This window comes from Microbacterium keratanolyticum (assembly GCF_016907255.1).
In the GTDB taxonomy this organism is placed as follows: Bacteria; Actinomycetota; Actinomycetes; order Actinomycetales; family Microbacteriaceae; genus Microbacterium; species Microbacterium keratanolyticum.
Map to the genome: position 1 here is coordinate 2,022,950 of NZ_JAFBBQ010000001.1, position 17,099 is coordinate 2,040,048.

At 69.3% G+C, this 17,099-nt stretch carries 13 protein-coding genes; 2 read left to right on the plus strand and 11 right to left on the minus strand.

Annotated elements, in window-relative coordinates:
* Window positions 1-31: 31 nt before the first annotated feature.
* The 5 genes from JOD62_RS09715 to JOD62_RS09735 all read right to left on the minus strand — a co-directional run bounded on the left by JOD62_RS09715 (window position 32) and on the right by JOD62_RS09735 (window position 7,638).
* Window positions 32-811, minus strand: coding sequence for a LysR substrate-binding domain-containing protein (locus JOD62_RS09715; RefSeq protein ID WP_204939094.1), 780 nt, complete (start codon window positions 809-811; stop codon window positions 32-34).
* 45 nt (window positions 812-856) lie between these two features.
* A complete protein-coding gene (locus JOD62_RS09720; protein WP_204939095.1) occupies window positions 857-1,264 on the minus strand; it encodes a transferase in 408 nt (135 codons plus the stop codon).
* A gap of 104 nt (window positions 1,265-1,368) precedes the next feature.
* Complete coding sequence (locus JOD62_RS09725; protein ID WP_204939096.1) at window positions 1,369-2,142, minus strand: Fpg/Nei family DNA glycosylase; 774 nt, start codon at window positions 2,140-2,142, stop codon at window positions 1,369-1,371.
* Window positions 2,135-2,953, minus strand: coding sequence for an EI24 domain-containing protein (locus JOD62_RS09730; protein WP_239526622.1), 819 nt, complete (start codon window positions 2,951-2,953; stop codon window positions 2,135-2,137). Before JOD62_RS09730 ends, JOD62_RS09725 begins: the two co-directional genes overlap by 8 nt.
* The gene (locus JOD62_RS09735) at window positions 2,953-7,638 is read right to left on the minus strand and encodes an ATP-dependent helicase (RefSeq protein WP_204939097.1); all 4,686 of its coding nucleotides are present in this window, start codon (window positions 7,636-7,638) and stop codon (window positions 2,953-2,955) included. The genes JOD62_RS09730 and JOD62_RS09735 overlap by 1 nt, the downstream gene beginning before the upstream one ends.
* A gap of 156 nt (window positions 7,639-7,794) precedes the next feature.
* Here JOD62_RS09735 and JOD62_RS09740 point away from each other — a divergent pair, with 156 nt between their 5' ends.
* On the plus strand, window positions 7,795-8,775 hold the full coding sequence (locus JOD62_RS09740; RefSeq protein ID WP_204939098.1) for a hypothetical protein: 981 nt from the start codon (window positions 7,795-7,797) through the stop codon (window positions 8,773-8,775).
* Between the two features lie 15 nt (window positions 8,776-8,790).
* On the opposite strand, the gene JOD62_RS09745 is transcribed toward JOD62_RS09740, so the two are convergent.
* The 5 genes from JOD62_RS09745 to JOD62_RS09765 form a co-directional block, all read right to left on the minus strand.
* A complete protein-coding gene (locus JOD62_RS09745; protein WP_204939099.1) occupies window positions 8,791-10,383 on the minus strand; it encodes an ABC-F family ATP-binding cassette domain-containing protein in 1,593 nt (530 codons plus the stop codon).
* A gap of 268 nt (window positions 10,384-10,651) precedes the next feature.
* Window positions 10,652-11,329, minus strand: a complete 678-nt coding sequence (locus JOD62_RS09750) for a GAP family protein (protein ID WP_204939100.1) — start codon at window positions 11,327-11,329, stop codon at window positions 10,652-10,654.
* A 43-nt stretch (window positions 11,330-11,372) separates the two neighbouring features.
* The gene (locus tag JOD62_RS09755) at window positions 11,373-11,708 is read right to left on the minus strand and encodes an SHOCT domain-containing protein (RefSeq protein ID WP_204939101.1); all 336 of its coding nucleotides are present in this window, start codon (window positions 11,706-11,708) and stop codon (window positions 11,373-11,375) included.
* A gap of 1 nt (window position 11,709) precedes the next feature.
* Window positions 11,710-12,189 (minus strand): DUF6325 family protein, encoded by a 480-nt coding sequence (locus JOD62_RS09760; protein ID WP_204940244.1) that lies wholly within the window; start codon window positions 12,187-12,189, stop codon window positions 11,710-11,712.
* Window positions 12,159-13,106, minus strand: a complete 948-nt coding sequence (locus JOD62_RS09765; RefSeq protein ID WP_239526624.1) for a DUF1214 domain-containing protein — start codon at window positions 13,104-13,106, stop codon at window positions 12,159-12,161. The genes JOD62_RS09760 and JOD62_RS09765 overlap by 31 nt, the downstream gene beginning before the upstream one ends.
* Before the next feature lie 152 nt (window positions 13,107-13,258).
* Between JOD62_RS09765 and JOD62_RS09770 the strand changes: the two genes are divergently transcribed.
* Window positions 13,259-14,356 (plus strand): ATP-binding protein, encoded by a 1,098-nt coding sequence (locus JOD62_RS09770; RefSeq protein WP_204939102.1) that lies wholly within the window; start codon window positions 13,259-13,261, stop codon window positions 14,354-14,356.
* A 4-nt stretch (window positions 14,357-14,360) separates the two neighbouring features.
* Here the strand turns inward: JOD62_RS09770 and JOD62_RS15100 are convergent, their stop codons facing one another.
* Window positions 14,361-16,955 (minus strand): LuxR C-terminal-related transcriptional regulator, encoded by a 2,595-nt coding sequence (locus tag JOD62_RS15100; RefSeq protein WP_204939103.1) that lies wholly within the window; start codon window positions 16,953-16,955, stop codon window positions 14,361-14,363.
* Window positions 16,956-17,099 lie beyond the last annotated feature (144 nt).

Sequence of the window (17,099 nt, forward strand, 5' to 3'; positions counted from 1 at the left end):
AAGCGAGGGGGATCGTGGGCCGGAAAACGGGTCAGCGCGACGAGTTCGCGGTGCGTCCGCGGATGATGCCGATGAACGTCTCGACATCCGCTGTCGTCCGTGCCGCAGGCCACGCGAAGCCGACGGGGGCGCGGGGACCACCGCGCAGCACTCGGTACCCGGCGTCCTTGCGGTGATGCAGTCGGGCGAGCGACATCGGCACGACCACGATGCCGACCCCGGCGGCGACCGTCGCGATCGCATCCTGCGTGGTGTTCAGGGGCTGCACGGTGCTCGGCCGCGTGCCGGGAAGATCCAGCGGCCCGAGCACGTCCTCGTGTGTCGTCAGCACGACTTCACCCGCGAGGTCGGCGATGTCGAGTTCCTCGGCCGCCATGAGGTGAGACTCGGCCGAGGCGACGACGACAGGAAGCTCCTCGTACAGCGGGATGACCTGGAGCTCGGGATCCGTCAGCGGAAGACGGACGAGCGCCGCATCGATCCGTTCATCGGCGAACGCCTGCTCCTGCGCCTGCGCGCTCAGCTCGACGATCTCGATCGCGACGTGCGGCATCCGCTGCTTCCAGGTGTCGACCCAGCGGCCGACCGTGGCTCCGGGCACGATGCCCAGACGGAAAACGCGCGGCTCCTCTTCGACCACGTCCGGGCGCTGATCGAAGACGACAGGCGCCTTCTTTGCGGGCGCCTTCGCGCGCGAGCCTGACGGACTCTTCCCGGATCGGCCGCCCCCGGCCTTCTTGGGGCTGCCTGCGCCCGACTTCCGCGCAGGAGGTCGCCCCGAGCGGCGCGGTCGGTTTCCGGAGCTGGCCATGATTCGAGCGTACTCGTCGTGGCGTCCGCGCTTCGGCGGGAACGATCAGGCGGCGAGCCAGAGCCCGCGACGGTCCGTCGCGATCGCGGCACCCGCCGGCACGGTCTCGTCGTCTCCGATGCGCGCACCGCGGGCGATGCGCGCTCCTGCACCGACGTCCGTGCGGACACCGACGTGCGCGCCATCCGCGATCACTGCGCCCTCGCCGATGCGCGCGTGCGCTTCGACGCGTGCGCCGACGCCGACGGCCGCGTTCGGTTCGATCCAGGCACCGCGTCCGATGAATGCGTGCGCGCCGATCTTGGCGCCCGGTTCGACATAGGCGCCTGCTTCGACAACCGCCTGCGGGTGCACCTTGGCACCGTGCGCGATGAAGCCACGCCCGTTGGCGTGTTTGCGGTATCGCAGCACGTCGCCGCGGTCGTCTTCGATGTCGATGTAGTTCTTACCCACGAAATCCTCCCGTGCCCGGAATCCTCCGGCACTAGAAGGTAACGACAGACCTAGGTGGGGTATTCCAGGGATCGCAGATGCGGATGAGGGCGGGCGTGTCGGAGTTACCGCTGGCAGCGGGGACACCAGAAGGTGATCCGCTCCTCGGTCTCGACAGCGCCGAGTTCGCCGGTCTCGATGAGCGTTCCGCACCGGCGGCACGCGCGGTGTGCGCGGCCGTAGACCCACGTGCGATGCCCAGGGCGGGCAATGCCGGTGAAGGTGCGCTCGCTGCGTTCGATGTTGGCGCGGATCGTGCGCGCCCCGAGATCGACCAGTGCCCGTGCATCGACATCCGACGCGGGAGCCGTGGGCAGCACCCCGCGCAGAAAGAGAAGCTCGGCGGCGTACTCGTTGCCGAACCCCGCGACGTTGCGCTGATCGAGGAGGGCGACGTGGATGCTGCGCGCGTCGGAGTTCACGCGGCGGGCGGCCTCCGCCGGATCCCAGTCGTCCTGCAGCGGATCGGGGCCGAGATGGCCGATCAGCGATTCTTCTTCGCGGGTGGGAACGAGCGCCAGCATGGACACCTCGAATCCCACGGTCTCGGCGTGGTCTGTGGCGATGACGGCCCGCGCCTGGTGGGCCGGCGCTCGCCACCGCTCACCCGGGCGGTACACATGCCAGGACCCGTCCATGCGCAGGTGCGAACGGAGCGTCATGTCGCCGATGCGGTGCAGCAGGTGCTTACCGCGAGGGACGACCTCATGCACGATCTCACCGCGCAGATCCGCCGTCGCGAGCGCCGGCACGCGCAGGTCGAAGCGCGTGACTTCATCGCCCTGCAGCGCCCGATTCAGGCGTCGCGCGGCCCGGAAGACGGTGTCACCCTCAGGCATCCGCACTCTGATCTGTGGGCGATGGCGATGGTGCTCCGGAGGTGGCGTCACTCGATGTGGGGGAAGGGGCGGATGCAGCGCGATCGAGTATGCTCCGGGCGAGCATCGTCGCCCCCGCGACGGCGGCCGGCATCGTGAGCACAGCGCCGAGTGGCACCAGGAAGCAAAGCTGCGTCGCAACACCGAATCCGAGCACCCGTGCCCGTGAGGCGCGCAGCAGGTCGCCGCGGACCGTGCCGGCGAGATCGCGTGCGTCGAACGCGCGGCCCGTGAGCTCGCGGGCGAGGACACGACCGGTGAGGAAGACGCCGCCGACAGCCGCGAGTGCACCGCCGACGACGGGAACGAGGCCGATCAGCAGCACGAGCACCGCGACGAGTGTGCCGGTCAGCACCAGGCGGATGCCCTCGTTGACGGTCGACCAGAACGAGCCCTCGCCTGTGGGCAGCGGGGCACCCAGGTCGCCTTCGACGGCGCGCCAGATGCGCTGGTAGAACGGGTCGCCGATGATCAGTGCGAGCGCGCTGAAGAGCGCAGCCGACAGTGCGAGCGCGGCGACGAAGACCACGAATCCGACCGCGATGCGCAGGGCGGTCCGCCAGCCGATGATCCAGCCGTCTGCGAAGGGCGTGATCGCATCGGACAGCGGACCGAGGTTCAGCGTCAGGGGGACGAGCGCTGTGACGAGCGCGGCGAAGGCGATCGCTGCGGGCAGGAGCCCGAGCGCCATGAGGGCGGGGCGCTGCTTCCAGTACGCGAAGCCGCGCAGCAGCATCCGCACTCCGGCGAAGAACTCGGTGATGAGCGTCATCACACGCCCTTTCTCAGGGTGAACCCTCGCGGCGTGGCGACGAACCCAGCCTCCTGCAGTACGCGGCTCAGCGCCGCGCCCTGTTCGGTGCCGTACATGCCCTCGCCGTTGACCTTCTCGACCGTCAGGGTATCGAGCCGGTAGGCGCGGGCTGTGGTGGCGAGGTCGGATGCTGCGGCGCGCAGCGTCTCGTCGTCGTCGTCGAACGCCAGCACGGTGCGGCCGCCGCGCTCCAGATACAGCACGAGCCTTCCGTCGACGAGCACGACGAGCCCACCGGCCTTGCGCCCCGGGCGGTGGGATACGCCGTCGATGCGAGGCCAGGTGAGGGCGGCGCCGTAGGGGTTCGCGGGATCGGTGGCGGCGAGGGTGATGGCCTTGCGCGGCGGAGGGTCGCTCAGGCCGGAGTACTCGCGCAGCCGGTCGACGGTCGCTGACGCGGCGAACTGGGCGGCACCGAGTTTCTCGATGACGTAGCCGCGGCGACAGTGTCCGGCCTCTTCGAATCCGGCGAGCACGCGGTAGACCTGCGCGAAGCCGCCCGGCACGCTCTCGGCCTGCACCGCGCCGCGGGTGACGACGCCGTAGCGATCGAGGAGCAGTCCCGCGGTGACGGTGGCGCGCCGAGCCGGATCGCTGTCGGGTGGGGGAAGCAGCGACCAGCGCCCGCCGGGCGCGGTCGGCCGGGGAGCCGTGACGGCCGAGCCCAGGGTGACGCCTCGGTAGGTGCGGGTGCGGGGTGCACGGCGTGTGACCTTGTGGGCCTGCGATCCGCCCGAGAGAAGCGCACGGATCGGAGCGAACGTGTCGTTGGTGACGTGTCCGGCCCACGCCAGGTTCCAGAGCGCCTCGGTGACACTCAGGTCGTTCTCGGCGCCGGTCATCGCGCGGAGCTGGCTGGCGAAGTATGCACCACCGGCGTCGAGCGCGGCCAGAAGCTGCGCCTCCAGGGAACCGGCGGCGGGCTGCTCCTCGGGCTCGGGGCGGGTGAAGGCAGAGAGATCAGTGGGGTGAAGGGAGATCCATCCGTCTCGCCCGGGCATCGATCCGTGGCCGGCCCAGATCACCTCGCCCGTGGAGGTGAGCTCGTCGAGCATCGCGGGGGTGTAGTCGCGCACGCGCCGAGGGAGGATCAGCGACTCCCAGGCGCTCGCCGGAATCGGCACACCCGCGAGCTGTTCGATCACGGTGAGCACCCCGTCAAGACCTTCGAGCGGGCGCGTGAGGTGCTGCCAGGAGGGCAGGAATCGTGCGAATGCCTCGGGAGCGACGGGTTCGACGCTGCCGCGAATCGCCGCGAGCGAGCGCATCCGCAGTCGTCGCATGACCTCGGCGTCGCACCATTCGGTCTCGGAGGCGGATCCCGCTGCCTCCGGCAGGAAGTATCCGCTCGTCAGGCGACCCTGCTGCTCAAGCCGCTGCAGCGTGTGACGGGCGACGGCGGTGCCGATGCCGAAGCGGGTGGCCGGAGCATTCGCCACGAAAGGACCGTGGGTGCGCGCGAACCGCGCGAGCAGATCACCGAGGGGATCCGCGATCGGCTCGAGGAAGGCCACGGGAATGCCCACCGGCAGGGGGACTCCGAGCGCATCGCGCAAGCGTCCCGCGTCTTCGATCGCGGCGACGCGAGGAACGCCGCCGATCGTGACCTCGATCGCGCGGCGCGCGTCGACCAGTGCCTGCAGATGGATGGCCGCCTCGGCGACCGTCGCGTGCGCTTCCGAGGCTTCGTCGCCGGTCGCGGGGGGCGGTGCGTCTGCCGCGAGCCGCTCCGCGACCTCCGTCGCGTCCAGGGGGCCGAGCAGACGCAGCAGATCTGCCACGCCCTCCAGCCCGCGGGCTCTGCGGGCCGGGTCGAGGCGCTGGGCTTCCCGTTCGAACTGCGCGATGACTCCGGGATCGAGCAGCTCGCGCAGCTCGATCGTGCCGAGCAGCTCACCGAGCAGCGCCGGGTCGACCGAGAGTGCCGCTGCCCGTCGTTCGGCGAGGGGCGAGTCGCCCTCGTACATGAACGCCCCGACATAGCCGAAGAGGAGATCGCGCGCGTATGGGGACGGCTGCGCGGGGGCGGTCTCGACCAGACGCACCTTGCGATCCGCGATCGACGTCGCCAGCCGCCGCAACGCAGGCAGATCGTAGACATCCTGCAGGACCTCGCGCAGGGTCTCGAGGATGATCGGGAACGTCGGGTACTTGCGGGCGACCTCCAGAAGTTGCGCGGAGCGCTGCCGCTGCTGCCACAGCGGCGTTCGGCGCTGCGGGTTCGTGCGTGGCATGAGCAGGGCGCGTGCGGCGCACTCGCGGAAGCGCGAGGCGAACAGCGCGGAGCCGCCGACCTCGGTCGTGACGATCTGCTCCAGCTCGTCGGGGTCGAAGACGAAGAGCTCAGCACCCGGAGGTTCGGCGTCGGCATCGGGGATGCGCACGATGATGCCGTCGTCGCTGCCGACGGCCGAGCCCTCGACGCCCAGACGCTCGCGAACCCGCGCGTTGACCGCCAGCGCCCAGGGCGCGTGCACCTTCATGCCGTACGGGGAATGCAGGATGAGACGCCAGTCGCCGATCTCGTCGCGAGAGCGTTCGACCGTGAGGGAGCGGTCGGTCGGCAGCGTTCCCGTGGCCTCGCGCTGCTCGTGCAGGTAGGCGATCAGATTGGTCTGCGCGTGCTCGTCGAGCCCGGCCTCCGTGAGTCGCGCGCGGGCGTCCTCCGCCGGGGCGGCGTGAACCTCGCGGGCGAAGCGGCCGAGTGCCTCGCCGAGCTCGAACGGGCGGCCGATGCCGTCGCCGTGCCAGAAGGGCACCTTGCCCGGCTGGCCGTAGGCTGGGATCACATTCACGCGGTCGTGGGTGATCTCGGCGATGCGCCAGCTTGTGGTTCCCAGAGTGAAGACATCGCCCACGCGTGACTCGTAGACCATCTCTTCGTCGAGTTCACCGACCCTGGCGCCGGTCGTCTCTCCTGCGACGAACACACCGAAGAGCCCGCGATCGGGGATCGTGCCGCCGCTCGTGACGGCGATGCGCTGCGCGCCGGGTCGGCCGGTGAGCGTGCCCGCATCGCGGTCCCACACCAGGCGCGGCCGCAGTTCCGCGAACTCATCCGAGGGGAAGCGCCCCGCCAGGAGGTCGAGCGTCGCCTCATAGGCCGAGCGCGGCAGCGACGCGAACGGCGCGCTGCGTCGTACCGTCTCGAACCACGACTCGACCTCGATGGGGGCCAGCGCACAGGCGGCGACCGTCTGCTGCGCGAGGATGTCGAGCGGATTCCGGGGGACGGAGATCGCCTCGATCTTGCCCGCCAGCATCCGCTCGGTCACGATGGCCGTGTGCAGCACGTCGCTGCGGTGCTTGGGGAAGAGCGCGGCACGACTGATCTCGCCGACCTGGTGACCGGCGCGTCCGATGCGCTGCAATCCGGAGGCCGCGGATGGCGGGGCCTCGACCTGGATCACGAGGTCGACCGCACCCATGTCGATGCCGAGTTCCAGGCTGCTCGTCGCCACGACGCAGCGCAGCACGCCGGACTTCAGCTCTTCCTCGACCTGGGCGCGCTGCTCTTTCGAGACGGAACCGTGGTGCGCTTTCGCGAGCACAGGATCCGCACCCGCGGTCGTACCCGCCTGCGCCATCATCTGCGCGGGGACGCTCGGCGCAGGGAGGTCGAGGCCGATCCGCTCGCTGTAGATCTCGTTGAGACGCCCGGTCAGTCGCTCGGCGAGCCGGCGGGAGTTCGCGAACACGATGGTCGAGCGGTTCTCGAGAATGCGATCGACGATCGCCTCCTCGACGTGCGGCCACACGGATCCGGTGATCTCTGTGTTCTCGAATCGGCCTTCGGGATCGTCGTCGATGGCGCTGACACCGGGCGGAGGCGGCGGGTTCAGCATGTCTTCGATCGGCACGACGACAGACAGATCGAAGGTCTTGGATGCGGGAGGGGCGACGATCTCAACCGGCTGGGCACCGCCCAGGAACCGCGCCACCTCGTCGATCGGTCGGACCGTCGCCGACAGCCCCACCCGCTGCACGGGGGCGCGGTCGGGGTCATCGGCTCGACGCAGTGCATCGAGACGTTCGAGCGTCACGGCCAGATGCGCGCCACGCTTGGTCGCGGCCACGGCGTGCACTTCGTCGATGATGACCGTGTGCACATCGCGGAGAGTCTCGCCCGCACGACTCGTGAGCATGAGATACAGCGACTCAGGGGTCGTGATGAGGATATCCGGCGGTGAGGCGACGAGCTTGCGCCGATCACTCGAGGTTGTATCGCCCGAGCGCACGCCGACACTGACCTCGGGGGCGGGAAGCCCGAGTCGGCGGGCCGACTGTCCGATGCCGATGAGTGGCGAGCGCAGGTTCCGCTCGACGTCGACGCCCAGCGCCTTGAGCGGCGAGATATAGAGGATGCGCGTGCGTGCAGCATCCGCCGCCGCCTTCTTCGCGCCCCGTTTGGGGGGATCGACCGGGGCGGATGCTGCGCGCTCCGACCGCTCCCGAAAGACACTGTCGATCGCCCAGAGGAACGCGGACAGCGTCTTGCCGGATCCGGTCGGCGCGACGACGAGGGCATTCTTGCCGGCAGAGATCGTCTCCCACGCGCCGGTCTGAGCGGACGTGGGCGCGGTGAACGCCCCGCGGAACCAGTCTTGGGTTGCGGGGGTGAAGCGGTCGAGCACGTCGCTCATGCCTCTATCTTTGCGGAGGCCGCCGACATCCGCCTGACGGTTATAGCCGCGTTCCTCGGACGGCACAGCGACACGAGCGAACCAAGTGCAGTGTCACGCTGTTGATAACCGCGGATCGCCTTCGCGCGACTGGTAGAAAGAGCGGCGGAGGATCGCATGAAACCGCAGGACGAACCCACGCTCGAAGCGCCTGCGGCGCGCCGTCGCTGGCTTCTTCCCGGCGCGCTCGCGGCAGTCGTCACCGCGGTCTCCCTCGGCATCGTCGCTCTCGTGTACGCCCACGCGCCCCAGGCCGTCGCCGAACGCTACCTCGGACACATCGCGTCCGGCGATGCGACGTCCGCCGCCGCGCTGTTGGCTCCGTCGCATCCGGGCGTCGCCGGGTTCCGTGATGACGCTCTGCTCACGGACGAGGTGCTGCAGTCCGCGGTCGAGCGGATCAGCGACGTGTCCATCGCGCGGCATCCGGCCTCCGACGTCGACGTCGCGAACTTCGACATCACCTTCACTCTTGCCGGAGAGAAGTACGACGAGCGCCTCGATCTCATCGCCGGACCGCCGCTGTGGGGCGTGATCCCGACCTGGCAGGTGCGGGCGCCCTTCTCGGTGGCCTTCCTGCTCGAAGCATCCGGTCCTGCACCAGTGACGATCGCGGGAGTCCCGATCTCCGCACCCGCTCGCGGAGACGTGGCGTGGGTGACGATGTACCCCGCCGTCTACCGGCTCGGCGTCGATGGCGACTACTACACGACGACCTCCGACACGATCACCGTCGGCATCGACAACTCTCCCGGCACGGTCGACCTCCGACCGACGGAACGCCTCCAACAGGCCGTGCAGGAAGAGGTCGAGGCAGTGCTGGCCGGATGCATGGCGCAGGCGACGATGGCGCCCGAGGGGTGCCCGTTCCAGGCCAGCGCGGATGCGGCGGGTGTCCCGGTGTCCTGGGGGATGGACGCACCACCCACCGTGGTCCTCGACGAGACCGGCACACGGTTCTCCTTCGATGACGGGTGGATCCGCGCCGTGTACACACCGGCGCCCGCCTCCGGTGAGACGCAGGAAGAAGCCGCGCTGTGGCTCAGCGGGACCGTCTCCGTACGCGGCAGCGACGTCGAGGTGCGCTTCGGCGCCTGAGACGGCCCTGCTGCGTCAGCCGATGGCACGGAGTCCCTCGTGGTCGAGCTCGAGGGTGAGATCGAGATCGAGCCGGTCGAGGAACGCATCATCGTGGCTGACGACGAGCACGGCGCCGCGATAGGCACGCAGCGCTTCGACGAGCTGATCGACCGTGTCCAGGTCGAGGTTGTTCGTCGGCTCGTCCAGAACAACGAGATGCGGCACGGGCTCGGCGAGCAGCAACTGCGCGAGTGCCGCACGGAAGCGCTCGCCGCCGGAAAGTGCCCCCACCGGGCGGTCCACCGTGGACCCTCGCAGCAGGAAGCGCGCCAGGCGGTTGCGGAGTTCCTTGTCCGGGACGTGCGGCGCTGCCGTGGTGACGTTCTCCAGAACCGTTCGCTCGTCATCCAGGCCGTCGACGCGCTGCGACAGGTACCCGATGCGGTCGGTGTGCGGTTCGCACCTCCTCAGATCGTGCTCACCTCCGTCCACCAGCGTCCGCAGCAGTGTCGTCTTCCCGACCCCGTTGGCGCCGATCAACGCCACCCGCTCGGGACCCTGGATGATCCACTCGCGCTCGCCGTCACGCAGCGTCGCCACGCGTCGCGACGGGGAGAGTCCGGGGTCGGGCAGCTCGATCTTCATGCTGTCGTCGCTGCGCACCCGATGCCCGGCTTCATCGAGCGCGCTTCGCGCTGCGGACTCCCGCGACTGCATGTCGCCACGCAGCTTGCTCGCAGACAGCTCCGCTGAGTTCTTCAGATGGTTGGCGATGATCTTCGGCATGTTCTGCTCACGCTGAATGCGCTTCGCCGTGCGCGCGCGTCGGGCCAGCTTCGTCTCGGCCTCGATGCGCTCGCGCTTCTCCCGTCTCACGGCTTGCGCGGCGGTCCGCTCCGCCTGACGTGCGGCATCCTGCTCCGAGTCAAGCCAGGTGCGCCACTGCGAATAGGGCCCGCCGAAGACGGTCAGTTCCGTGCCGTAGATCTCCGCGGTCGCATCCATGAGCTCGAGCAGCGCCGTGTCGTGGCTGACGATGATCAGAGTCCCGCGCCAGCTCCGCACCATGTCGCCGAGCCGTACCCGCGCATCACGGTCGAGGTTGTTGGTCGGCTCGTCGAGAAGTGTGATCGGTGCGCGGCGCAGGCGGATGCCGGCGACCGCCACGAGCACAGCTTCGCCTCCCGACAGCTCGCCGACGGTGCGGTCGAGGAACGAGGGGTCGAGTCCGGCGTCGGCGAGCGCCACCTGCGCGCGCGCCTCGACGTCCCAGTCGTCGCCGACGGCGTCGAAGTGCGCGGGGTCGACGTCACCGGCGGTGATCGCTCGTACAGCGTCCAGCGCGTCGGCGACGCCGAGCAGCGTGGCCACCCGGGCGGTTGTGTCGAGCGTCAGCTGCTGTGGCAGGTAGGCGGCTTCGCCGCTGCGCGCGACGGCTCCCGTCGTCGGCGTGAGTTCGCCGGCGATGAGGCGCAGCAGCGTGGACTTGCCCGAGCCATTGCGGCCGACGAGACCCGTGCGCCCGGCGGCGAAGGCGCCAGAGAGCGCGTCGAGGGCGACGGAGCCATCGGGCCAGACGAAGGTGAGCTGGTCGAGAACGACTGAGGAGGAAGAGGGTGTGAACATGAGCGGCTCCCGGAGGGTATGCGGGTGCGCTGCACGACGAGACGGTCGTCGAAGACGTCGAAAGGACCGGATGCCGGAGCAGAGACGCTCAGGGCGGGAAGGGTCGTCGGGTCAGCGCGTGGACAGAACGCGGAGGCGACGACTCAGATCAAGGGACTTCCCCACACGGCGGACAGGACTGAACGAGACTATCGACCGGCGACGGTTCGTGCAACCCGGGCGTGTCGCGCACGTGCCCGCTGGTGGCCGGAGGCGAAGGGGGACTTCGTCAGAAGCTGGCCAGTCCCTTGCCGATCACCTGCGCGCCCAGCACGAGGAGGACGACCGTCATGATCGCCGCGTTGTGCTCGGCGAGCCAGACGCGCACGCTGGCGAGGACGCTCGCCGCCTTCTTCGGGGCGAAGACAGCGAGGAGCACCGGTATGGCGACGGTCAGCGCTGCGATGACGGTGAAGAGTCCGATCGTCGCGAGCTGACCTCCGATCGCCAACTCCGCGGCACGCCCGATCACGGTGCCCGCCGCGGCGGCCATCAGCAGGTTCTTCGGATTGACCGCGGCCAGCGCGAAGCCCAGCGCGAGCGCCGCCATGGGGCGCATCGCGTCGATCTTGGACATCCACGCCGGAAGCTCCGCTTCCTCGCCCGGCTTCGGCCGGGACTTCCACTGCCGCACTCCGAGCAGCACGAGGAGTGCACCGAGAACAAGCTGAATCACGGCAATCACCGGACGTGATCCCCCGGAGGAGTCCGGCTCCGGGATGACGCCCGCAAGCAGAGTGAACACGGTCGTCGCCGCGGAGACGCCGATGACCCAGCCGAGCAGGAATCCGACCCCGAGCTGTCGTGCGCGCGGCGACATCAGCATGAGGATCACGGCGATGATCGGCAGGGGGCTGATCGCGATCGCAACAGCGTTCGGCAGCACGCTGCCAAGGGATTCCAGCATTCGATTTCTCCTTGCTGCGCGGGTGCTTCACACCCGGATGGACTCAGGACGAGAGCAGCTGCTGCTTCGCGAGGGCGAACTCTTCGGCGGACAGAAGTCCCTGCTGGTGCAGCTCGCCGAGCTGCTGCAGGCGGGCGACGACATCGTTCACCGGTGCCGGTGCCGGTGCCGGAGCGACCGGAGCGACCGGAGCGGATGCGGCCGCAGCCTGCGCGTAGGCGGCTGCCTGCTGCTGCTCCATCGCCTGGTGCTCAGCCGCACGCGCGTGCTGACGCTGGGCGACGGCGCCGCTCACGGCGGTCGCGGTGCCGGCGACGACGGCCGTGCGGGCCGCCATCCCGAGGAGGCCGGGACGACCGGCGCGTCGGAGGATGGGCATCTCAGACCTCTTCCTGAGCAGGGGCGCCCAGAGCGAGGGCGACCAGTTCGTTGACGACGGGCGCGGGGATGCGCTCGGCACGGACGACGCGTCCCCCTGCGTCGGCGACGCGGGAGGCGAGCGTTCTCGCCCAACGCATCTCGAGGGCCAGAATGGCGACGCCGGATCCGGCCGGGGTCTCGGCGATCGCCTCTGCGATGTCGTCCTCGCCGATGACGCCCTCGAGGTCCATCACGAGTTCCGAGATCACACCGCTGGCGCTCTCGCGCATCTCGGTGATCTGCACGGAGTCGTCTGAGCGCCGCACAGCGATGACGAGGTCGAGCACACGCACCGTGTCGGAGACGGCGAGGTCGGCGACGGCGGCGAGCACACCCGCATCCGGGGCGTCGCCGTCGAATTCGACGACGAAGACCTCGACGGGGCCGAAGGCGAACTCCGCAGACATCGTCAGCGACCTCCGATGGTCGGGAACGTCCATGAGCCGTCGAGGATCTCGGGACGCGGACGATACAGGCGGACGAGGTAGTTCCAGCCCTCCATGATCGGCAGGGTGTTCGGGCGGTGGGGGTCGCCGCCGAAGCGCACGGTCACCGTCCCGTCCTCGTTGTGGGCGGCGGTGATGTTGTTGATGCTGTAGGCGTTCGTGGAGTTGGGCTCGAGGTACCCCTCTGCGTTGTAGAGGGTGATCGACCAGAAGCCGTCGACGGGCACGTCGCCGACGACGAGCTCGTACTCGCCGACGGGCAGCTCAGGATTGACGTTGATGTAGGACGCCTCTTCGACAGGAAGACCGCCCCATGCCGAGGCCGTGCCGAGCAGGTGGCGGATCGGATCGACGTCTTCCTTTCGCCCGAAGCATCCCTCCATGCCGCCCAGGCCCTTGGCGAGCTCGATGAGGGCGGCACGGGTCGCCGTGAAGGAGGTCTCCTCCCAGACCGTCGGCGTGAAGATCGTTCCGCCCGCCGAGGTGGCTGCGAACTGCCGCTGGAGCTCGTTGACCGTCGCGATGTCGTCGGGGTTCTCGGGGTCGACCAGGATGCGGCCTGCGGCGAGGACGAAGTCGCTGCCGACCTCTTCCGCGGTCAGCTCGTAGGTCCCGCCGCTGTGCAGCACGCGGGGGATGTAGTGATCCTGGCTGACGAGCATGACCGACACGTACCGATCTCCGGCATCGGGGATCGTGATCGTGGCCCCGCGCGAGACATCCAGGATGATGGCGCTGTAGAGGGTGTCGCGGTTCATGCGGATCACCGTCTGCTGGTCGACCGGCGTCGGTGAGAAGTAGTGATTCCACGTGTTCGGTGCGGGTGCTGCGGCGGCGATGCCGGCGAACATCCGGTCACTCTCCGCGCGAACGAAGTTCGCGAACGTGACGGGGATCGGTGCGGTCGTCATGGGGATGCCCTTTCTGCACAGGTCCTGCCATCCTCGCCGGGAGAACGCGCGGGCGCATCATCCTCTGCGGATGATTTCTCGGCGCTGACCCTGTCGAGCAGGCCGGTACTCGCGAGAGGATCGGAACGATCCGGAACGACGAAGGGAAGACGATGACCGAGGTGACGATCGGCTCTGTGCTGGGGGATGCGGAAGCACCGGTGCGCCTGGACGCCCGCCGGTTCAACCGGCACACGTTCTGGTGCGGGCAGAGCGGCAGCGGAAAGACCTACGCGCTCGGCGTCGTTTTGGAGCAGTTGCTGCTGCACACGGAACTGCCGATCCTGATCCTCGATCCCAACGCCGACTTCGTGCACCTCCCCGAGGCGCGGGAGACCGCGAGTGCCGAGGATGCGCAGCGTCTGGCAGAGACCGACATCCGCGTCTTCCGCTCGTCTGCGGGTGTGGGCGAGCCCCTGCACGTGCGTTATCTGGATCTGTCCACGGCGTCCAAGGCGGCGCTGCTGCAGCTTGATCCGATCGCGGATGCAGACGAGTACAACGTCCTCCTGCATTCGGACGAGCGCGCAGAGACTTTCAGTGCCGCGGAGATGCTGGCGCGACTGCGCGGGTCCGGTGATCCGGGACAGGTTCGTCTGGCCAACCGCATCGATAATCTGGAGGTACTCCGCTGGGATCTCTGGTCGCGCGGCGAATCCTCCGTCGTGGATGTGATCGATGAGCGCCCGCGGGGAACAGTTCTCGACCTCGGCGGATTCACGCACCCCGCGGAATCCAAGGTCGCGGCTCTGGCTGTGCTCGAGCATCTGTGGGCGCGGCGAGAGGAGCGGCGACCGATCCTGATCGTGATCGATGAGGCGCACAATCTCTGCTCCCCTCATCCGCGCACCGATGTCGAACGCGCTCTGACGGAGCAGCTCGTGCAGATCGCCGCGGAGGGGCGCAAGTTCGGGTTGTGGCTGCTGCTGTCGACGCAGCGTCCGACGAAGATCCACCCGAACGTGCTGTCGCAGTGCGACAACCTCGGACTCATGCGCGTCAATGCCCCGCGCGACCTGCTGGAGCTCTCGGAGGTGTTCGGGTTCGCCGGGGAGGAGGAGGTGCGGCGCTCCGCGAGCTTCGGCCTCGGGCAGGCGCTCTTCGCGGGAGGGTTCGTCGCCGAACCGACCTTCGTGCAGATGGGGGAGCGCGTGACGGAGGAGGGCGGCGGCGACGTGCGTGTGCCGCTGCGGGGCACGCCGTCGGCCTGACCGCTCAGGTGCGGAAGCGGATGGCCTCGCGGCGGTTCGCGACGCCGAGCTTTCGGTAGATCGCGCGTTGGTGCGTGCGAATCGTGTTCACGGAGACGAACAGCGCCTGGGCGATCTCCTCGGCTGTCATGGTCGTGCACAGATAGCCGAAGATCTCGCGCTCGCGCGCCGAGAGCGGCAGGCCGACAGCAGCGCCGTCGGGCGCGGCGGCATCGAAGGCGGTGATTCGCGCCGCGATGAATGCTCCGTGGGCGGTCCCTGCCGCTGCGTGATCGGCGAGAAGGGCTCGGTACCGGGCGTCGCGTTTCGTGAAAGGCTGCAGGATCCCCTCGGGGATGGCGGCGTCGAGTGCTCGCTCGAACAGTCTCCGACTCTGCGTCGCATCGCCCTGCTCATGAGCGATGAGCGCGGATGTGAGGTACCCGGAGGAGGCCACGAGTGAGACCCGGCGTGCCTGCGGTGAGATCCGGGCGAGGACGCGGATGGCTTCGGCGGAGCGCCCGGCGTTGCGGAGCACTTCTGCGGCGATGACGCTGACGAGGGGGACGTCATCCATGTCGGTGATCGTTGCCAGCATCGCAAGGGCGCGCTCGTGATCTCCGCTCGCGGAGAGCAGCCGCGCGTCGGCGATGGCCCGGTACGTGGGCCAGGGAAGTCCGTGCACGCGCTGCGCGCTGATGCCGTCGAGCTGGGCCCGGGCGGCCTCCCACTCGTCGGGGTTCCCGTCCTCGGCCGCGCTGAGCGCCGTGTAGACGCGGGCGAGCGCCGCGTAGGACGCATCGTGACCGCCCTGCGCGAGGAGGGCACGGAACGCAGCGCGTGCGTCTCCTGTCCGCCCCTGCCAGTAGTCGACGAAGCCTCTCGCGAAAAGGGCGATCCCACCGTCGTAGTGGAACCAGTCCTCCGCATGATCGGCGGCGTCGTCGACATCGTCGAGCAGGCGACGAGCATGCTCGAGGCGCCCGCCGTAGCTCAGGGCGAAGGCGAGGTTGCCACGGGCTCGTCGGGCAAGGATCGGACGTGCGGCGGCATCGGCTTCGAGAACGGCCGACTGCAGCAGTCGTACAGCCGACGGCGGGTCGCGCCGAAGGCGCAGCTCCACCCATCCGAGCAGGAACACCCGATACGCGTTCAGAGACGGATCGGATGACGCGTGCGTCATCACGGTCCGTGCGCGATCGGCGGCCGACGCGAGGACAGTGGGATCATCGGTGAGGAACAGGGCGGCGAAGGCCTCTGTCGCGACGAAGTTCGGGTCTGACCCTCCCGTCGCCGTCGCCTGTGCGTGCAGCAGCGTCGCGCCGGTCGCGTCATCGAGCAGGTTGAGGCACGCGGCACGGATCACGAGGAGTTCGGGGTGGTTGCGCAGCTCAGGCGAGAGCCGCAGGCATTGCGCGTTGAGCTGTCTCGCGCCGGACTCGGTGATCACGCGCAGCCACATCGTGCGGATGATGTCGACGGCCACGTCATCCGCACCGGCGCGGAGGGCATGCGTGATCGCCTCCGCGGGGGAGTGCGGTGCGAGCCAGCGCGCTGCGAGCGTCTCCAGGGCGCGACGACGCACGCCGTTCGAGCGCGCCAGGATGTCACGGCAGCGAGTCGCGAACTCTTCGTTCCAGCGGAAGAGCGCGTTCCCTTCGGCATCCCGGTATCGCGTGAGGAAGAGTCCGTGCGCGATGCACTCCTCCAGGAAGCGCTCGCTGTCTGCTTCGCCCGTCAGCGCGTGCGCCAGCGCGGGTGTAAGCAGTGAGCAGGTGGTGGCGGAGAGGACGAACTCGGCGAGTGCGGGCGGAAGGCGTCCGAGGACGTGATCTGCGATGTAGTCGGTCAGCAGAGCCGCGTGTTCGGGCTCGGGAAACAGCTGTCCGCTCGTCGCTCCGTGGCTGTCTTGTGCGTGTGCGGTCAGCCGGTGCAGGCGCGCAGCGATGGGCCATCCGCTGCTCGACGCGATCAGCGCGCTCGCCTCGGCTTCGGTGATGTCGGCGTCCCAGTGGGCGTACTCCGCCATGACCTCCTCGACGGTGACCGCGAGGTCACCGGCGGAGAGCGCCGTCGCGCGGCGACTTGCCACGGCGCCGGCGAACCAGGTGAGGAGCACGGGGGCCCCGGCCGCGATGATGCGCACTCTTCCGTCGGTGCGCGCGATGAGGGTGTGGAGAACACGGGGTGTGAGTGTGGCACCCGCATGGTGGGCATCGTCGATCACGAGCGTCACCGGTGCGCCGAGATCGTCGACCACGGCGATCAGCCGTTGCCAGGCATCCGCGGACGGCGCGGAGCCGGACGAGGAGAGCGCGATTCCGTCGAGCTGGAGCAGGGCGCTCCAGATGCCAGTGAGGAGATGCTCCTCATCCATGTCGTCATGGGCGGTGAGCGTGAGCCATGCCGTGTGTGCGGTGCTCCGCGGCGCCCAGGCGGAGAGGAGCGTCGTCTTGTCGTAGCCGGAGGGGGCGGCGAGCAGCGTCAGCGGGTAGTCCCGCACTGCGGCGTCGAGGTGGGCGAGCAGACGCGGCCGCGCGGGCGCGGTCATCGCCGACTCCGGCGGCGACATCAGAATCCACGGCGAGGCCCCCCGAACCCGCATCGACTGCTCCCTCACAGGGCAGATTCTAGTGAGCGGGCGTCGCGAGGGGGCGCATCGTCGGCGATCGATCGGCCGCAGCCACGGTCATCCTCTCCGGATGAGATCGGCGACTGGCCCTTCCGGGAGGCCGGACGATGAGCCATGGTGAGAAGCGCGCTC

Excerpts from the sequence above, each read along its gene's own strand:
- JOD62_RS09755 (WP_204939101.1), bottom strand. The coding sequence starts at position 11,708 with ATGCCCATCCTCCGACGCGCCGGTCGTCCCGGCCTCCTCGGGATGGCG.
- JOD62_RS09715 (WP_204939094.1), bottom strand. The coding sequence starts at position 811 with ATGGCCAGCTCCGGAAACCGACCGCGCCGCTCGGGGCGACCTCCTGCG.
- JOD62_RS09740 (WP_204939098.1), top strand. The coding sequence starts at position 7,795 with ATGAAACCGCAGGACGAACCCACGCTCGAAGCGCCTGCGGCGCGCCGT.
- JOD62_RS09745 (WP_204939099.1), bottom strand. The coding sequence starts at position 10,383 with ATGTTCACACCCTCTTCCTCCTCAGTCGTTCTCGACCAGCTCACCTTC.
- JOD62_RS09750 (WP_204939100.1), bottom strand. The coding sequence starts at position 11,329 with ATGCTGGAATCCCTTGGCAGCGTGCTGCCGAACGCTGTTGCGATCGCG.
- JOD62_RS09770 (WP_204939102.1), top strand. The coding sequence starts at position 13,259 with ATGACCGAGGTGACGATCGGCTCTGTGCTGGGGGATGCGGAAGCACCG.
- JOD62_RS09730 (WP_239526622.1), bottom strand. The coding sequence starts at position 2,953 with ATGACGCTCATCACCGAGTTCTTCGCCGGAGTGCGGATGCTGCTGCGC.
- JOD62_RS09760 (WP_204940244.1), bottom strand. The coding sequence starts at position 12,189 with ATGGACGTTCCCGACCATCGGAGGTCGCTGACGATGTCTGCGGAGTTC.
- JOD62_RS09765 (WP_239526624.1), bottom strand. The coding sequence starts at position 13,106 with ATGACGACCGCACCGATCCCCGTCACGTTCGCGAACTTCGTTCGCGCG.
- JOD62_RS09735 (WP_204939097.1), bottom strand. The coding sequence starts at position 7,638 with ATGAGCGACGTGCTCGACCGCTTCACCCCCGCAACCCAAGACTGGTTC.
- JOD62_RS09725 (WP_204939096.1), bottom strand. The coding sequence starts at position 2,142 with ATGCCTGAGGGTGACACCGTCTTCCGGGCCGCGCGACGCCTGAATCGG.